The following is a 16,043-nucleotide window of genomic DNA, read 5'->3' as shown; positions in this document are numbered from 1 at the left end:
TCATTCGGGATCGCCAACTTTCCGGTTCGCGGTACTGTTTCCGTTGAATGCCGAGTTTCCGATTGAGTCCTGGCACAGGTAATGTGACTCTCCCTGAGAGAGTCGGTGCTCCGGGTTAACCGTCGACTGCATGGTGCCGTCGCCCTTGCCGAAGGGGTCGTCCTTGTCGTAGAAGTCGCGGTCGGTGAGGAGGTAGTCGGCCACGTCGCCGCGGTTGAACAGTTCCGTCGCGAAGTCGGGGTTGTGGGAGACGGCCTTGAGGTAGCCGGTCATCGGGTCGCTGCCGGACGCGCCGTCCTTGCCCGAGTAGTCGAGCTGGGCCGAGATGCCGGGGTTTCCCCAGAGCGCTGCCGGATCGAACGGCTTGTTGGTGGCATTCACACCGCTCCAGTTGGCGCTCCGCGCCTTCTTCGCCAGGCCAGCGGCGTTCACGTCCCCATCCGTACCGGAGGCGATCGAATGGATCAGTGGATCAATGGAAGTACTGGTTGAGACGAGAGACCGTCATCGGGTCGCCCCCGATTTTTTTCATGCTCGTCTCGACGTAGGCATTGTCCTTGGCGCGCTGAGCGCGCGTGTAGTCCAGATGGTTCGATATGTGGGCGCAGGCCTCTTTGAGTGCTCCGACCTGTGAGTTCCACGCGTCGTGCAGTTCGGTGAGCGCGGATCCCGTGTCCAGGCCGTCATTGAAGAGTTCAATGGATGCGTCTTCGTCCCATGCCATGGGCCGGCTCCTTCCCCCGTCCGACCGTCGCACTCCGACCGTCGTCAACCACCATTCGATCACGTTGACTTGTCGGATTTCCAGATGGGAACGCCGCAACCCACCCCGCACGCCGCCGGCCGCCTCGTCGGCCACCCCGCCGTTCGCCGTCCGCTAAGCCCGTCGCCGTCCCATCGCCACCACCCCCGCCACCAGCACCATCCCCGTCGCGCAGGCCGCCAGGGGGTCGGTCATCGGTTGGGGGACGACGGCCCACAGGCGGGGGGACTGGGCGTTGCGGAAGCCGGCCACGAGGACGAGGCCGACCCAGCCCGCCGCCGCCGCGCCCGCCGCCGTCGTGCCTCCCCAGGCGCGGACGAGGAGGGCGAGGCCGGTGAGGAAGAGGGCGTTGCGGCCCGCCGCCAGCGCCGAGGGGGCGTCGGACAGCTCCGCGATCAGGGCTCCCGCGCCGAGCGAGGCCACGGCCGTGGCCAGGACCAGGAGCCGGTCGGCGCTCACCACGGGCCGTACGCCGGTCAGTTCGGCCTTCGGGAGCCGCCGGTCGAGGCAGACCAGGAGCGCCACGCAGACCGTGAGCGGGGCGAACAGCATCAGCCGGATGCCCGCGGTGCCGTTCGGGGTCAGCGACGGCACATGGACCGTCGTCTCGCTGGCCAGGGCCATCGCACCCGCGAACGCCGCCAGTCCGGCCAGCGGGTACAGGGGGCGCCGTACCGTCGCCCAGGCGGTCACCGCCGGGCCGCCGATCCCGCGAGCAGCCCCTGGGTGTCGGGTTCACAGCTGTCGAGGAGCCGGGTGGCGTCGTGGAACCAGGTGTTCTGTTTCTCCCGGCTCCAGCCGCGTACGGTACGAGCCACCCGCAGGGATTCCTCGTCCGTCTGTTCGTCCACCTCGGTGGCGGGCAGCCCGGCCGCGAGTCTGAGCCACGCCGACACCGGTCCCTCGTCGCGCCACCCGTCCTCGGGCAGGCTCGGGCAGTCGTGCCACACGGGCAGCGGGCCGAGCGCCACCACGGTTCTGGCCTCGGCCGCGGAGAGACCGTCGGAGGGGGCGATCCGCCAGGTCCCGGGGGGCAGCGACGTGTCGTCGGAGACGTACGCGAGTGACGCCGGCCCCCGGATCCCGGCCGCCTCCATGCGCGGCAGCACCTCCCGCAGCGCCGCCCGCAGCCGGGGCACCTCGGGGCGCAGTTCCTCGGGTACGCAGATGCGGGGCGCCGCCGTGTCGCACACCGACGCGGCGGCCCCCGTACGCGGGACGGTCGGCACCCGGGTGTCGGCGTCGGCCACCAGCGCGTAGGCCGAGGCCGCCCCAGTGACCGCGCAGCACACGCCGAGCGCCGCGCGCAGGCTCCGCCGCCGCAGCGGGGAGCAGCAGACCAGCACCGCGAGGGCCAGTCCGCCGGCCAGCAGTACGGGGGCGATCAGGGCCGAGGGGGCGATGTCGTCGGTGACGGTGGCGCTGTCGACCAGCAGTCCGTTCAGATGCCGGACCCACATGGCCTCCATCGTGGCGGGCACGCCCATCCAGAGGAAGACACCCACCAGCATGAGCGGGCACGCGATGACCCGGGGGAGTACGGAGCCCACCGCGAAGCCCAGGACGATGTGCGCGGCGACGACGGAGAACAGCATGCCGAACGTGGGCAGATCGGCGAGCCGGGGCGCAGCGCCGACCACCAGGGCCGCCGTCACGCAGGCGGGCACCGTCGCGGCCACCGCAACCACCGCCACCGGGAGCAGCGCGTTCCCGGCGATCGCGCAGCGCCCCCGTACCGGAGCGAAGGACCAGATCCGCGCCGCCCGCAGCCGTCCGGCCTCCCAGGCGGCGAGGGCCGCGCAGCCCGCGGCGGTCGCGAAGACCGTATAGCCCGTCACATGCGTGGTGAAGCCGCCGTACGTGGTGGAGGCGGAGTGGGCGAAGGTGTACACGTACCAGCAGTTGAGGGCGGTGAGCGGCCCCGCGGCCCACAGCGCCGCGGGCCTGCCGGGGACGCTCAGGAGTCCCATCGGCCGGTCCTCTCGGTGAGCGCCTCGTACGCGGCCTCCGCCTGCCGGCCCGCCGCCGTGCCGGCGGGCGCGTGGTACAGGAACTCCCGTACGGGGCCGCCGAACACGATCTCTCCCGAGACCAGGACGAGGACGTTGTCGTAGGCCGTGTCGAGGTCCGCGGTGTCGTGCGTGGAGAGCACGACGTGTACGGAGGCGGGCAGGGTGCCGAGCACATCGTGGAAGACGCGCCGCTGGCGCGGGTCCATCCCCGCGGTGGGCTCGTCGAGCAGCAGCACCTCGGCGCCGTGGACGAGGGACTGCGCGACCCCGACCCTGCGTCGCTGGCCGCCGGACAACCGGTCGACCGGGGTGCGCGACTGCCGCCCGAGCTCCACCTTCTGGAGGGCGCGCAGGGATTCGTCCCACGCCGCCGCGCGCGACATACCCTTCAGCCACCCCACGTAGGCGACCTGCTGACGTGCCGTCAGGCCCGGTACGGATTCGACGTCCTGGGGCAGCCACGCGACGCGTTTGCGGTACTTCTTGAGCGACCGGGGGTCGGTGGAGTCGATCCCCCGGTACGAGACGGTCCCCGACCTGGGGCGTAACGCGGAGGCCGCGAGCCCGAGCACCGTGCTCTTGCCCGCTCCGTTGGGGCCGAGGAAGACCGTACGTCCTTTGGGCACAAGGCAGTCGAGGGCGTGCAGGATCCGCCGTCTCCTGTTGTATCCGAAGGAACATCCGGTGAATTGAAGAGGCATGGGATGCGGCTCTCCTGGCATGAGGGAGCGCGGTGGCGGGGAGAATGTGTCGTGGTGCGATGAGCCGTGGCCGCCACCGCGCTCGGCGATGGGGCTGTTCTAGTACGTGACCTTCACGGCGTTGACGTCCATCCGCAGATTCCCGCCGCCGCCATTGATCTTCTTGATGGTGAAGTAGTAGCGGGAATTGCGCTCCCTGGCTCCCCAGTTACCCTTCGACGTCCCGCCGTTCTTGCACGCGCTGAACGTCTTCTGTCCCTGGTTGATATCGGGAAGCATCGGACGCGCGCGGGTGAGTTCGACCGTGGTGTCCTTGAAGGTGGCGCCGGGCAGGGAGCAGCCCGTGAAGTGGATGACGGTGGAGGCTTTTCCGGTGTGTTCCCAACTGCTGGACTCGAATCCGACCATGACCTCCTTCAGATAGCTGTTGAGCGTCCCCGCCCACGCCTGGCTGGTGAGTGACAGGGCAAGCCCCGTGGCCGCGAGGACCGCTCCGGTGCGCCGCGCGATGCGGGAGGCCGGGTGTGCGGTGCGGGGGGCCGAGTCGTTGCGCAAGACATCTCCCTCGTTGACGCCGATGCAGACCGACCGGGCACCGAGGTGCCCGGTTTGCCAGATCATGGTGGGGATGTCCTGCCGCTTTCAGGGCTTAATGACCTTTGTAGCCTGATCGTGACTGACGAGGCATTTCATATTATTTTCGACGTTCAATTTCCCGGCTCAATTTCCCTTGGCATAGTCACGGGCAGGCGGGCAGGCAGGCGGATGGACGGGCGGACGGGCACGGAAGCGGGGGCCGCCCGGAGCTGTCGCGCTCCGGGGCGGCCCCCGTCCCTCTCTCGTCCCAGGATCAGTCGCGCTGGGCGTCCGTCGGCAGGGAGCGCAGCTGCATCGTCTTGGCCGTGGTCGAGCCGAAGCCGTAGTCGAGCATCTTCGCCGCGTCCTTGTAGCGGTCGGAACCGTTCAGGACGACGCCGACCAGGGTCTTGCTGCCCCGGGTCGCGGCGAAGACCAGGCAGGGGCCGGCGCTCGTGCCGGTGCCGGTCTTGATCCCGATGGCGCCCTTGTAGGAGCCGAGGAGCTTGTTCGTGTTGTACCAGGTGTACGTGCGCTTGCCGCCCGTGCTGGTCGGCGCCGTGCCCTTGTAGGACGTGGCCTTGACGACCGTGCGGAAGTTGGCGTTCTTCATGGCGTACTGGGCGATCTTCGCCAGGTCGCGCGGGGTCGTGTAGTTCTTCCCCGCGCTCGATATGCCGTCGAACGAGTCGAAGCTGGTGTTCTTGAGCTTCAGCTCCTTCGCCTTCGCGTTCATCTTCGCGATGAACGACTTGGTGCGGGCCGCGTTGGTGGAGCCGGTCCCGTACGTGTCCGCGAGCGCGTACGCCGCGTCGCAGCCGGAGGGCAGCATCGTGCCGTACAGCAGCTGGCGGACGGTGACCTTGTCGCCGGTGCGCAGATCGGCGGTGGAGCCGCCCTGCTTGGTGACGTAGTCACGGTAGGCCTTCTTGATCGTCACCTTGCGGTTGAGATCGACGCCCTTGGTGCTGAGCACCACGGCGGCCGTCATGATCTTCGTCGTGCTGGCCATCTGGCGGCGCGTGTCGGGGGTCTTGCTGAAGACGGTTGCGCTGGAGGCGTTGTTCAGCAGGAACGCGCCCTTGCCGCCGACCGACGGCTTGGTGGCCGCCTGGGCCGGTGCGGCCAGGGCGGAGACGGAGAGGAGCGCGCCGGAGGTGAGGGCGACCACGGCGGCTCTGCGCACGCCCGGGTGGCTGGATATCAAAGGAAACACTCCGAGTTCACACATGCATGGAAATGCGACGAAGTCGGACCGCAGACAGAAAAGGGTCCCGATACGAGACTCGTGAGCGCCTCGAAGGGATGTACGGAATTCCTGGCCGCGATTCCTGGTCGCGATTCCTGGTCGCGATCCCTGGTCGGGCTCGACTCCGTTCCAGGGGGCCGATGCGCGCTTCTTGGCTCGAACGTCTGAGCGATGAAGGGGGAGGGGGCTCGCGGTGTTCGGGGCCCGGGGCGGTGCGGGTCGCCACCCCGGAAGGGCTCGCGGCGGTGCGAGGAAGGGCTTGTCGGTGCGCGGCGGCCGAGCTGGGGTTTTGGGGGCGCATAAGGGGTTTATCTACTTGTCCTCACGCTTGCGAGGGAATAAGGGCCTCCCGACTGGTTCGAGCGGTATGCGGTGGGCAAGTCTGTGACCGCGACGTCGTCACCACGACCGAGGCGGTCGGCCAACTGCCCCGGATCAAGCCGTACTTCTGGTTCCTGGAGGAATTGACATGGCAAGCTTCCGTACCGCCCGTGCCATCGCTGTGGTCGCCGCCCTGCCTCTCGCCGCCGCGCTCTTCACCGGGGTCGCCCAGGCTGATGACCACGCCTTCGCCGACGACGGTGCGAACGCGTCGGCGGCCACCATTGCCGGCAGCGGGGTGCGGGGTGACAACTTCGGCAACTCGACCACCACCCAGCAGGTGGCGACCGGCGCCGGGGCGTCCAATCAGAACAACACCGCGAATGTGATCGGTTCGGGCCTGACGGCGATCGACCAGTCGAACCACAACATCTCCGTCGCCTACAACGTGCCTTTCTGGTGGTAGGACCTCGGCCCGACGGGGGGCGTGACTGAGGGGTGAGTGACAGAGGGCGTCCCGCGTGACGGCACTTCCGTGCCGGAACGCGGGACGCCTTCGCGCGGGTCCCCGCGGGGGGTACGGGGGAAGCCGCCGCCGCGCCCGACCCTGACGGTTCCGTCCGGCTGCCTCCACCTTCAGGAGGTGGAGGCAGCCCCACCCCTACACCCAGAGGCGGACATCGCTTCGGGACCTGGGGGCGATCCCCCGGAGTACGCATCGCTCCTAGCGTGGAGCCATGACCACGCCTGTCTGCACGAGCGCCTCACAAGCCGCCAAGCCGGCCGCGCACTCGTCGTACCCGACCTCCTCGCCGTACGCGCCACACGTGTCGCACATGTCCCACGTGTCCCACGTACCGCCCTACGCGTCGTTCTCCTCGTACGTACGGGCGCGGGGGCCCGTGCTGCTGCGAACGGCGCGCTCGCTGACCGCCAACCCGTGCGACGCCGAGGACCTGCTCCAGACGGCGCTCACCAAGACCTATGTCGCCTGGGAGCGGATCGAGGACCACCGCGCCCTGGACGGCTATGTCCGCCGGGCCCTGCTGAACACCCGTACCTCGCAGTGGCGCAAGCGCAAGGTCGACGAGTTCGCCTGCGACGAGCTGCCCGAGCCGGCGGGCGTCCCCGAGCCCGACCCCGCCGAGCGCCAGGTGCTGCACGACTCGATGTGGCGCGCGGTGATGAAGCTGCCCGACCGGCAGCGGGCCATGGTCGTCCTGCGGTACTACGAGGATCTCAGCGAGGTCCAGACGGCTGAGGTGCTCGGGGTCTCGGTCGGTACGGTCAAGAGCGCGGTGTCGCGCGCGCTCGGCAAACTCCGGGAGGACCCGGAACTTTCCCCGGTGCGGTGACCTTGGCCGACCCTGGTCCGACCCGCACTTCCGGTCCCGGGTAGTGACATACCGCACGGTACGTGAGAAGAATCTTCACAGCGCAGCACCTTCTGCGCCCTTCTCCGCCACGCAGCGCCAGCGCCCACCGGGAGGACGCCGTGCTCAGCACGATGCAGGACGTACCGCTGACCGTGACCCGCATCCTGCTCCACGGGATGACCATCCACGGGTCCTCCCAGGTCACGACCTGGACCGGCGAGAGCGAGCCGCGGCGCCGCTCCTTCGCCGAGATCGGCGAGCGCGCGACCCGGCTGGCCGCCGCCCTGCGCGACGGCCTCGGCGTCACCGGCGACGAGCGCGTCGCCACGCTGATGTGGAACAACTCGGAGCACGTCGAGGCGTATTTCGCGATCCCCTCGATGGGCGCCGTCCTCCACACCCTCAATCTGCGTCTGCCCGCCGAGCAGCTCGTCTGGATCGTCAAGCACGCCGCCGACCGCGTGCTCCTCGTGAACGGCTCCCTGCTGCCACTGCTCGTCCCGCTCCTGCCGCACCTGCCGACCGTCGAGCACGTCGTCGTTTCCGGTGTCGGCGACCGGGGCCCGCTGGACGAGGCGGCGGGTACGGCCGTACAGGTGCACGAGTACGAGGAGCTGATCGCGGACCGTCCGGCCGTCTTCGACTGGCCCGAGCTGGACGAGCGGGCCGCGGCGGCCATGTGCTACACCTCCGGGACCACCGGCGACCCCAAGGGCGTCGTCTACTCGCACCGCTCGATCTATCTGCACTCCATGCAGGTCAACATGGCCGAGTCGATGGGGCTGACGGACAAGGACACGTCGCTCGTCGTCGTCCCGCAGTTCCATGTGAACGCCTGGGGGCTGCCCCACGCCACGTTCATGACCGGCGTGAACATGCTGATGCCCGACCGCTTCCTCCAGGCCGCCCCGCTCGCCGAGATGATCGAGCGCGAGCGCCCCACCCACGCCGCCGCCGTCCCCACCATCTGGCAGGGACTGCTCGCCGAGGTCACGGCCCACCCGCGCGATCTGTCCTCGATGGCCCGCGTGACCATCGGCGGCGCCGCCTGCCCTCCGGCGCTCATGGAGGCGTACGACAAGCTCGGGGTGCGGCTCTGCGCCGCCTGGGGCATGACGGAGACCTCGCCGCTCGGCACGATGTCCAACCCGCCCGCCGGCCTCACCGCCGAGGAGGAGTGGCCGTACCGCGTCACCCAGGGCCGCTTCCCGGCCGGGGTCGAGGCGCGGCTCGCCGGGCCCGCGGGCGACATCCTGCCGTGGGACGGAGAGTCGGCCGGTGAGCTGGAGGTACGCGGCCCGTGGATAGCCGGGGCGTACTTCGGGGGCGTGGACGCCGAACCGGTCAGGCCGGCGGACAAGTTCAGCGACGACGGCTGGCTGCGGACCGGGGACGTCGGGGTCGTCAGCCCGGACGGCTATCTCACCCTCACCGACCGGGCGAAGGACGTGATCAAGTCCGGCGGCGAGTGGATCTCCAGCGTGGCCCTGGAGAACGCGCTGATGGCCCACCCGGAGGTGGCCGAGGCGGCGGTGGTGGCCGTGCCGGACGACCGGTGGGGCGAGCGGCCCCTCGCTACGGTCGTCCTCAAGGAGGGCGCCACGGCGGATTACGCGTCGCTCCGGGAGTTCCTCGCCGGGAAGATCGCGAAATGGCAGCTGCCGGAGCGGTGGGCGGTGGTGGAGGCGGTGCCGAAGACGAGCGTGGGGAAGTTCGACAAGAAGGTGATCCGGCGGTGGTACGCGGACGGCGAGCTGGACGTCACCGAGCTGTAGGAGCTGTAGGAGCTGTAGGAGCTGCGGGAGCTGCGGGAACCGACCCGGTGTTGGCGCGGAGGGGGCCCGGTGTCGGTGGTGTCGGTGGTGTCGGCGCGAAGGGGATCCTTCGCACCAACACCGCCGAGGAGTGGCAGCGGCTGCTCAGTCGATGACCGCGGTGGCCTCGATCTCCACCAGATGGTCGGGCACGTCCAGCGCCGCGACGACCAGCAGCGTGCCCGGCGGCACGGGGGTGACCCCCAGCTTCGCGGTAGCCCGCGCGACCCCCTCCAGGAACAGCGGCATCTTGTCGGGGGTCCAGTCGACGACGTAGACGGTCAGCTTCGCCACGTCGTCGAAGGAGGCGCCGACCCCCGCCAGGGCGGTGCCGATGTTGAGGTAGCACTGCTCGACCTGTGCGGCGAGGTCGCCCTCGCCGACCGTGACCCCCTCGGCGTCCCAGGCGACCTGCCCGGCGATGAAGACCAGCTTCGAGCCGGTCGCGACCGACACCTGCCGGTAGGCGTCGATCTCCGGCAGTCCTTCGGGGTTGACGAGGGTGATGGCCATGGCGCGCGTCTCCTTGCCGTACGGGGCCGGTGGTCGCCGGTACCCGTGAGCTGTGGTCCGAGGTCCGAGGTCCGAGGTCTGCGGTCTGCGGTCTGCGGTCTCTTGTGGTTACTGAGGAACCGTAGGAGAGTCTGCGTTGACATGGAAGAACGCACTTTTCAGTGACTGGGGAACCCGAAGGTGACCAAGCAGTTCAAGGGCCTGGCCGAGGACGCGGATCTGCGGCGCGCGGACTCCCTGGCGCGGGAGATCTTCTCGGACATCGCCAATAAATGGGCTCTCCTGATCATCGAGGCCCTGGGCGAACGCACCCTGCGCTTCAGCGAGGTCCGGCAAGGCGTCGAGGGCATCAGCCACAAGATGCTCACCCAGAATCTGCGCCTGCTGGAGCGCAACGGCATGGTCGAGCGGACCGTGTACCCCACCGTGCCGCCACGGGTCGAGTACACGCTCACCGAGGCGGGGCAGGCTCTGCGGGCGACCGTCGACGCCATGTGCGACTGGACTCAGCGGTACCTCGGCCATATCGAGGCGTCCCGCGACCGCTTCGAGGCCGGACGCCTGACGCCTGACGCCTGACGCCGGACGCCTGAAGCCGGACGCCGAGAGGTCAGTTCGTGCCGATCTTCGCGAGCAGATCGACGATCCGGTCCTGCACCTCGGACGTGGTCGACCGCTCGGCGAGGAACAGCACGGTCTCGCCCGAGGTGAGCAGGTGCAGCTCCTCCTCGTTGATGCCGGTCGAGGTGTATATCACCAGCGGAGTCCGGTTCAACTGGCCGTTCGCGCGCAGCCAGTCGATGATGCCGGCGCGTCGGCGCCGTACCTGCATCAGATCCATGACCACCAGGTTCGGCCGCATCTGGGCGGCGAGATTGACCGCCTCGTTGTCGGTGGCCGCCCGCGCGACCTGCATCGCGCGCCGCTCCAGCGTCGCCGTCAGGGCGAGCGCGATCTCGTCGTGCTGCTCTATCAACAGCACACGCGGCGGGTGCTGTTCGCTGTCGCGCGGTGCGAGGGCCTTGAGGAGTACGGCCGGATCGGCTCCGTACGCCTCCTCCCGCGTCGCCTGGCTGAGGCCGGCCGTCACCAGTACGGGGACCTCGGCGGCGACGGCCGCCTGGCGCAGCGACTGGAGCGCGGTACGGGTGATCGGCCCGGTGAGCGGGTCGACGAACAGCGCCGCGGGGAACGCGGCGATCTGGGCCGCGACCTCGTCGCGGGAGTGCACGACGACCGGGCGGTAGCCGCGGTCGCTCAGCGCCTGCTCGGTGGCGACGTCCGGCGCGGGCCAGACCAGCAGCCGACGCGGGTTGTCGAGTGGCTCCGGGGGGAGTTCGTCGTCGACGGGCTGCGGCTGGGGCCGGTTGGCGACCTCGACCGCGCCGCCGGGACCGTCCAGCGGCTCGGGGCCCTCGGCGCCCTCGTCAGGGGCTCCTATCGCGTACGAGCGGCCCTCCGGGCGCGCGGCGGGCAGGCGCAGGCCGCCGCCCTGGGTGGCGCCGGGAGGGGCGGCGGCGGGAGGTGCCTGGGGCGCTGCCTGGGGCTGCGTCGCGGCCGGTGCCTGGGCGGCGGCCGGATCGGGGCGGAGCGTGCCGTCGGGCGGGGTGCCCAGCTTGCGCCGTCGCCCGGAGCCGAGGGACTGCGGCTGGCCCTGGCCCTGGCCCTGAGGCTGGCCCTGGCCTTGAGGCTGGCCTTGGGGCTGTTGGCCCTGCGGCTGACCCTGCTGCGGGAGGTACTGCGTGAACGGCACGCCCTGGCCGAGCGTGCGCACGCTGAAAGCGCGCCCCTGGGTGGAGTCCGCCGGGATCGCGGCCTCCGGGATCTGAGCCTCCGGGGCCTGGGTCTCCTCCGGGAGCGGCTGGGCGGGAGGCATCGGCTGGTGAGCGCCGCGCCGGGGGTTCGGAACGGAGGACTCCACCGAGGACTCCGAGGTGGCCACCGACGCGAGGGACGCCGCCGCTGGAGCCGTGGGAACGGGCGGAACCGGCGCAATGGGCGGAACCGGCGGAACGGGCCCTTCCGGAACGGGATCCGGGGCGAGGGCGGGAACGTGGGTTGGAGCCTGGGCAGGGGCCGGCGCCTGGGGCGCGGGCGTCGGCGCCGGGTCGTCGGGCCAGCCGGGCGGTCCCGACATCATCCCGAAGGCCGAGGACGTCCCGGTCTCCTGGCCGCCGGTGCCCGGCTGCGGGGGCGGGCTTCCCCAGGCGTTCGGATCGTCCACGTACGGCCCGACGGGTACGGGCCCGGACGGCGCGGGTGCGGGCATGGACGGCACAGGCCCGGACGGTACGGGCCCGGACGGCACGGGTCCCGAGTGCGCCGTGTCCCCCGACACCCGGCGCCGTCCCTGGGGCAGCGGGTGCGGCTGCGGCGGGGTGTGGTCGGCGTCGGGATCCGTCCGTACGGCGTCGTGACGGCCCGGCAGCGACGCGTCCGAAGCGGCCCGCGCGTCCCGCACGGGCGCCGACGCCGGGGCCGGGGCCGCGGGGCGATCGGCGGCGGCGGGCGGCAGGGCGAACGGACTGCGGGCGGTCTCCGGCTCGGGCGGCACCGGGATGTGCCGCTCCTGCGCCGGAGCGAGCGCCCGCCGGGCCCGGCGCCCCCCGTGCTGGCCCGGGGCGGGCTGCGGTTGCGGCTGCGCGGCAGGCATCGCCGCGGCGTTGGCGGCCGGCGCCGGTTCGGGCATCGGAGCGGGTGCGGGTACGGGGGCGTGCTGTGCCGCAGCGGGCTGCCCCGGCGCCGAGGAACCCGGCGCGGAGGGATGGTGGGACGAGGGTCCCTGGGCCGGGGGAGCCTGAGCCGAAGGCCCCGCCGACAGCGCAGGAAGCGCCCGCTGCTCGGGCCGCCGTGCCCGGCGCCCGGTCCCGCCGGGACCGGCCTCCACCGGTACTCCCTGCGGCGGTACGGCCTGACCGAGCGCCGCGCGCCCGGTCGGATGCGCCCCTTCGGCGGCCGTGACGACCGCCCCCTCGGAGGGCGCGGGCTGCGCGGGAGCGGGCACGGCGAGGCCGGAACCGGGACCCGCGCCGGCCGCCGCGTCCTCCGCCGGGCTCGGCCGGCCGCGCCGGCGCCCGGTGCCGCCGTTCGCGCCGTTCGTACCTCCGGTGTCCTGCGCCGGGATCATCTCCGCCGCGCTCGCGGCCGGAGCCGGGGCGCCCGCGTCGGCGTTGCGGGCCCTGCGCCGTCCCGTGGGCGCGGACGCGGACTGCTCCGGCTGCGCCTGGACGGGCGCCGGCGCGTGAGACTGCATCTGAGCGTGAGACTGCATCTGGGGGTGGGACTGCGCCTGCTGGTGGGCCTGCGGCTGCGCCGGGGCCTGCTGTTCGGGCAGCTCCCGCTCGCCGGTGTCCTCCATCGGGGAGTCCAGGAACGCGTCCGTGGACGCCCGCCGCGCGCGGCGCCTGCCGCCGCCCGACGTGCCGGGACCGCGCTGCGCCCCCGGGCCCGTACGCGGCCCCGCGCCTCCGCCCGTATCCGTATCCGTACCCATACCCGGGTCGTCCGGGTGCGGCGACGGCGGCGCGGGCAGGGCGGGCTGGCCGCCGGGCGGCATCGCGGTGGGCGGCGGAACCGTCCCCGCGCCCTGGCCCAGCGGCAGTTCCAGCACATAGGCGCTGCCGCTCATGCCCGGCACCTCGTGCGTCTGGAGCACCCCGCCGTGCGCCCGTACGATCCCGCTCACGATCGGCTCGTGCACCGGATCGCCGCCGCCGAACGGGCCGCGCACCTCGATCCGTACGACATCACCGCGCTGCGCGGCGGCCACCACGATCGTCGAGTCGACATATCCGCCGCCTGGCATCAGCCGGGCCCGGCCCGTCGAGTCGACCCCGGCCACATCAGCGATCAGATGCGCGAGGGCCGTCGCCAGCCGTCCCGCGTCCACCTCGGCCTCGATCGGCGGCGCGTGGACGGCGAACTGAGCCCGACCGGGACCGATCAGCTCGACGGCGCCCTCGACCCCGGCGGCCACCACGCCGTCGAGCAGGACATTGGTCTTGGCGAGCTGTTCGGCGCCGACGTCGAGCCGCTGGTAGCCGAGCACGTTGTCGACGAGCGTCGTCATCCGCGCGTAACCGGCGGACAGGTGGTGCAGGATCTGGTTGGCCTCGGGCCACAGCTGCCCGGCCGGATCGGCGGCGAGCGTGGTCAGTTCGTCGCGCAGCTCGATCAGCGGGCCGCGCAGCGACTCGCCCAGCACGGCGGTCAGCTGGGAGTGGCGCCCGGCCACGTCCCCGTACCGCTCGGTGAGCTTCTCGATCTCGGCCGCGTACCGGTCGCTGCGGTCCGCCAGCTCCGCCGCGTGCGCCTCCGACGCCTCGGCCAGCTCGGAGTTGAGCCGCTGCGTCGTCTCCTTCAGCTCGCCGGCGAGGCGCTCGCCGGTCTCCTCCAGCTCGTTTTCGAGCCGCTCACGCGTCTCCTTCAGCTCCGCCGCGTGCCGCTCCTCGGCGCTGGCCAGCTCGGCGGCGTGCTGCTTGGTGAGATCGTCGTACGGACGCCGGTCGGTGAACGTCATCACGGCGCCGACGAGCTGGTCACCGTCCCGTACGGGCGAGGTCGTCAGATCGACCGGCACCTGCTTGCCGTTCTTCGCCCACAGCACCTGCCCGCGCACCCGGTGCTTGCGGCCCGACCTGAGCGTGTCGGCGAGCGGCGAGTCGGAGTACGGGAAGGTCTCCCCGTCGGCGCGCGAGTGCATGACAAGCGTATGCAGCTCACGGCCGCCCAGATCGCCGGCGCGGAAGCCCAGGATCTGCGCGGCGGCGGGGTTGACGAGGACGACCCGGCCGTCCGTGTCCGTGCCGACGACCCCCTCGGAGGCGGCGCGCAGGATCATCTCGGTCTGCCGCTGCGAACGCGCCAGCTCGGCCTCGGTGTCCATCGTCCCCGACAGATCCCGGACGACCAGCATCAGCAGCTCGTCGCCGGTGTAGCTGTGCGAGTCGTTGTACGCGTCGCGGCCGTCCTCCAGGCTCGCGCTGGTGACCTCGGCGGGGAACTCGCCGCCGTCCGTGCGCCGGGCGACCATCCGCGTCGGCTTCGTACGGCCGCGGGCGTCCGCCGACGCGGGCCGGCGCATCGAACCGGGGATCAGCTTGGAGTCGAACTCGGGGAGCAGGTCGAGCAGCCCGCGCCCGACGAGCGCCGTGCCGGGGGTCTCGAACATCTCCAGCGCGATGGTGTTCGCGTTGACGACCGTGCCGTTGGCGTTGACGAGCACCAGGCCGTCGGGGAGTGCGTCGAGTATCGCCGCGAGGCGAGCAGCGCCCCGGGATGGCCTGCTGCTCACGACGACGCTTCCTCCCTGACCTACTGCACCTTGCGGACGGCCCGAGCCATCTTGCCTCTCGGGTTCCGGCCTGTCACGGAAGGGAGTCTAAAGGCTGGGACGGTACCCGTGACGGCGGATGAGACGGAGTTCCCCCTCGGGAGCGGGCACGAGGGGGCGCGCGGCGGGCCACCGACCGCCCCCTCGCCGCCGATCCGCTTTTGATCTTTTGATCTTTTGACCGATGCTCAGGCGGTGGTGGCCGGAAGCACGGGTTCCAACGCCCGCCAGCGGGAGATCTCGCAGCCGTTGGCCTTGCTGAAGGACGCGTCGACCCTCCGGCCCTGCCAGGTCCCGGTGATCCGGGCGGTGGCCGGGCCGCCGTACATCATGGTGCACATCGTGTCCTTCGACACGGGCGCGAACGGGTCCTGCCCGCCGACGGCCACCTCCCCGCCGACCTTCTCCAGCCGGTCGCACGCGGCCCGCGCCCGCTGGTGCGTCCCCCCGGCCGGCCGGCAGCTCAACCGGAACGTCCCGTCGGCCCCGGCGACCCCGCTGTCGGCGACGGTGACGGTCAACACATCGGCGGCCGGGGTCTCCGCCTCCGCCCCGGCCTCGGCTCCGGCCCCGTTGATGGGCAGCAGCGGTACGGGGAAGCTCCCCGCCCCGGCGAAGGCGACGGGCGCCCCGGCCCCCAGGACGGCGAGGGAGGCGACGGCGGCGAGGACGAGACGACGCAGCGGCCTGGCGGGCATCGCAGGCAACGCAGGCATGACGGGCGTGACGGGCGTGACGGGCATGACGGCTCCTTGTGCTCCGTGACGGACGGGACGCGAACCGCCCCATGTGGTGTCACCCCTCTAACGCGCACCGGGCCCCGGCGTTGCGCACCGGCAATGTGCTTTGCCCTCGGGGCCACCCTCCTAGTACCGTGAGCAGCGATTGGTGGCACCCCACCCGGCTGTGTCATCATCTGCACGCACCATCCGCGCCCGCGCGGATGTGCTGGAGGCGTCGCCTAGTCCGGTCTATGGCGCCGCACTGCTAATGCGGTTTGGGTCTTAAAGCCCATCGAGGGTTCAAATCCCTCCGCCTCCGCGCACCACCCGAAGCCCCGGCCCACCAGCCGGGGCTTCGCCCGTTCTCCTGCTTTTCGGGCCGTTTCCGCAGCTCAGGGCGGGTGTGGCCAATGGATTTCACCTGGCGCCGCAGGTCATGTAATGTTGTTCTCGCAACGCGGACGGGGCAGAAAAGCCCGGGAAGCAACACTAACGGTCAACACCGCGAGTGAGCACTCGTAGCTTAACGGATAGAGCATCTGACTACGGATCAGAAGGTTGCAGGTTCGAATCCTGCCGAGTGCACAGCAGCTCAGAGGCCCGATCGGGAAACCGATCGGGCCTCTGGCGTTTCCCGTACGGCAGCGGAGTACGGCAACGTCCT

The 16,043-nt window shown here is 71.3% G+C and carries 14 protein-coding genes and 2 tRNA genes; 6 read left to right on the top strand and 10 right to left on the bottom strand.

Annotated elements, in window-relative coordinates:
- The 7 genes from OG627_RS17065 to OG627_RS17035 all read right to left on the bottom strand — a co-directional run bounded on the left by OG627_RS17065 (position 1) and on the right by OG627_RS17035 (position 5,283).
- Positions 1 to 432 carry a hypothetical protein gene (locus tag OG627_RS17065; RefSeq protein ID WP_329065982.1) on the bottom strand — a complete coding sequence of 144 codons (432 nt, stop codon included), beginning with the start codon at positions 430 to 432 and terminating at the stop codon, positions 1 to 3.
- Between the two features lie 40 nt (positions 433 to 472).
- A complete protein-coding gene (locus OG627_RS17060; protein ID WP_443073493.1) occupies positions 473 to 724 on the bottom strand; it encodes a hypothetical protein in 252 nt (83 codons plus the stop codon).
- A 153-nt stretch (positions 725 to 877) separates the two neighbouring features.
- Entirely contained in the window at positions 878 to 1,456 is a 579-nt protein-coding gene (locus tag OG627_RS17055) for a hypothetical protein (protein ID WP_329065980.1), read from the bottom strand.
- Positions 1,453 to 2,733, bottom strand: a complete 1,281-nt coding sequence (locus tag OG627_RS17050) for a DUF7224 domain-containing protein (RefSeq protein WP_329065978.1) — start codon at positions 2,731 to 2,733, stop codon at positions 1,453 to 1,455. The genes OG627_RS17055 and OG627_RS17050 overlap by 4 nt, the downstream gene beginning before the upstream one ends.
- Complete coding sequence (locus OG627_RS17045; protein WP_329065976.1) at positions 2,721 to 3,476, bottom strand: ATP-binding cassette domain-containing protein; 756 nt, start codon at positions 3,474 to 3,476, stop codon at positions 2,721 to 2,723. Before OG627_RS17045 ends, OG627_RS17050 begins: the two co-directional genes overlap by 13 nt.
- 99 nt (positions 3,477 to 3,575) lie before the next feature.
- Positions 3,576 to 4,097: a hypothetical protein gene (locus tag OG627_RS17040; RefSeq protein ID WP_329065973.1), complete on the bottom strand. Its 522-nt coding sequence runs from the start codon at positions 4,095 to 4,097 to the stop codon at positions 3,576 to 3,578.
- Positions 4,098 to 4,326: 229 nt separating this feature from the next.
- Positions 4,327 to 5,283 carry a D-alanyl-D-alanine carboxypeptidase family protein gene (locus OG627_RS17035; protein ID WP_329065970.1) on the bottom strand — a complete coding sequence of 319 codons (957 nt, stop codon included), beginning with the start codon at positions 5,281 to 5,283 and terminating at the stop codon, positions 4,327 to 4,329.
- Positions 5,284 to 5,770: 487 nt separating this feature from the next.
- Here OG627_RS17035 and OG627_RS17030 point away from each other — a divergent pair, with 487 nt between their 5' ends.
- The 3 genes from OG627_RS17030 to OG627_RS17020 all read left to right on the top strand — a co-directional run bounded on the left by OG627_RS17030 (position 5,771) and on the right by OG627_RS17020 (position 8,773).
- Positions 5,771 to 6,088, top strand: coding sequence for a hypothetical protein (locus tag OG627_RS17030; RefSeq protein WP_329065968.1), 318 nt, complete (start codon positions 5,771 to 5,773; stop codon positions 6,086 to 6,088).
- A 271-nt stretch (positions 6,089 to 6,359) separates the two neighbouring features.
- On the top strand, positions 6,360 to 6,977 hold the full coding sequence (locus OG627_RS17025; RefSeq protein ID WP_329065966.1) for a SigE family RNA polymerase sigma factor: 618 nt from the start codon (positions 6,360 to 6,362) through the stop codon (positions 6,975 to 6,977).
- Between the two features lie 140 nt (positions 6,978 to 7,117).
- Entirely contained in the window at positions 7,118 to 8,773 is a 1,656-nt protein-coding gene (locus OG627_RS17020; RefSeq protein ID WP_329065964.1) for a long-chain fatty acid--CoA ligase, read from the top strand.
- 144 nt (positions 8,774 to 8,917) lie between these two features.
- On the opposite strand, the gene OG627_RS17015 is transcribed toward OG627_RS17020, so the two are convergent.
- Positions 8,918 to 9,325, bottom strand: a complete 408-nt coding sequence (locus OG627_RS17015) for a RidA family protein (RefSeq protein ID WP_329065962.1) — start codon at positions 9,323 to 9,325, stop codon at positions 8,918 to 8,920.
- 180 nt (positions 9,326 to 9,505) lie between these two features.
- Here OG627_RS17015 and OG627_RS17010 point away from each other — a divergent pair, with 180 nt between their 5' ends.
- Complete coding sequence (locus tag OG627_RS17010; protein ID WP_329065961.1) at positions 9,506 to 9,904, top strand: winged helix-turn-helix transcriptional regulator; 399 nt, start codon at positions 9,506 to 9,508, stop codon at positions 9,902 to 9,904.
- Between the two features lie 31 nt (positions 9,905 to 9,935).
- On the opposite strand, the gene OG627_RS17005 is transcribed toward OG627_RS17010, so the two are convergent.
- A complete protein-coding gene (locus tag OG627_RS17005; protein WP_329065959.1) occupies positions 9,936 to 14,618 on the bottom strand; it encodes a PAS domain-containing protein in 4,683 nt (1,560 codons plus the stop codon).
- A gap of 227 nt (positions 14,619 to 14,845) precedes the next feature.
- Positions 14,846 to 15,400 (bottom strand): SSI family serine proteinase inhibitor, encoded by a 555-nt coding sequence (locus OG627_RS17000; RefSeq protein ID WP_329065957.1) that lies wholly within the window; start codon positions 15,398 to 15,400, stop codon positions 14,846 to 14,848.
- Positions 15,401 to 15,607: 207 nt separating this feature from the next.
- Between OG627_RS17000 and OG627_RS16995 the strand changes: the two genes are divergently transcribed.
- Positions 15,608 to 15,698, top strand: a tRNA-Ser gene (locus OG627_RS16995).
- Between the two features lie 193 nt (positions 15,699 to 15,891).
- Positions 15,892 to 15,964, top strand: a tRNA-Arg gene (locus OG627_RS16990).
- Positions 15,965 to 16,043 lie beyond the last annotated feature (79 nt).

The organism is Streptomyces sp. NBC_01429, from assembly GCF_036231945.1.
Lineage (GTDB): Bacteria > Actinomycetota > Actinomycetes > Streptomycetales > Streptomycetaceae > Streptomyces.
This window is presented reverse-complemented; position numbering and strand designations above follow the sequence as displayed.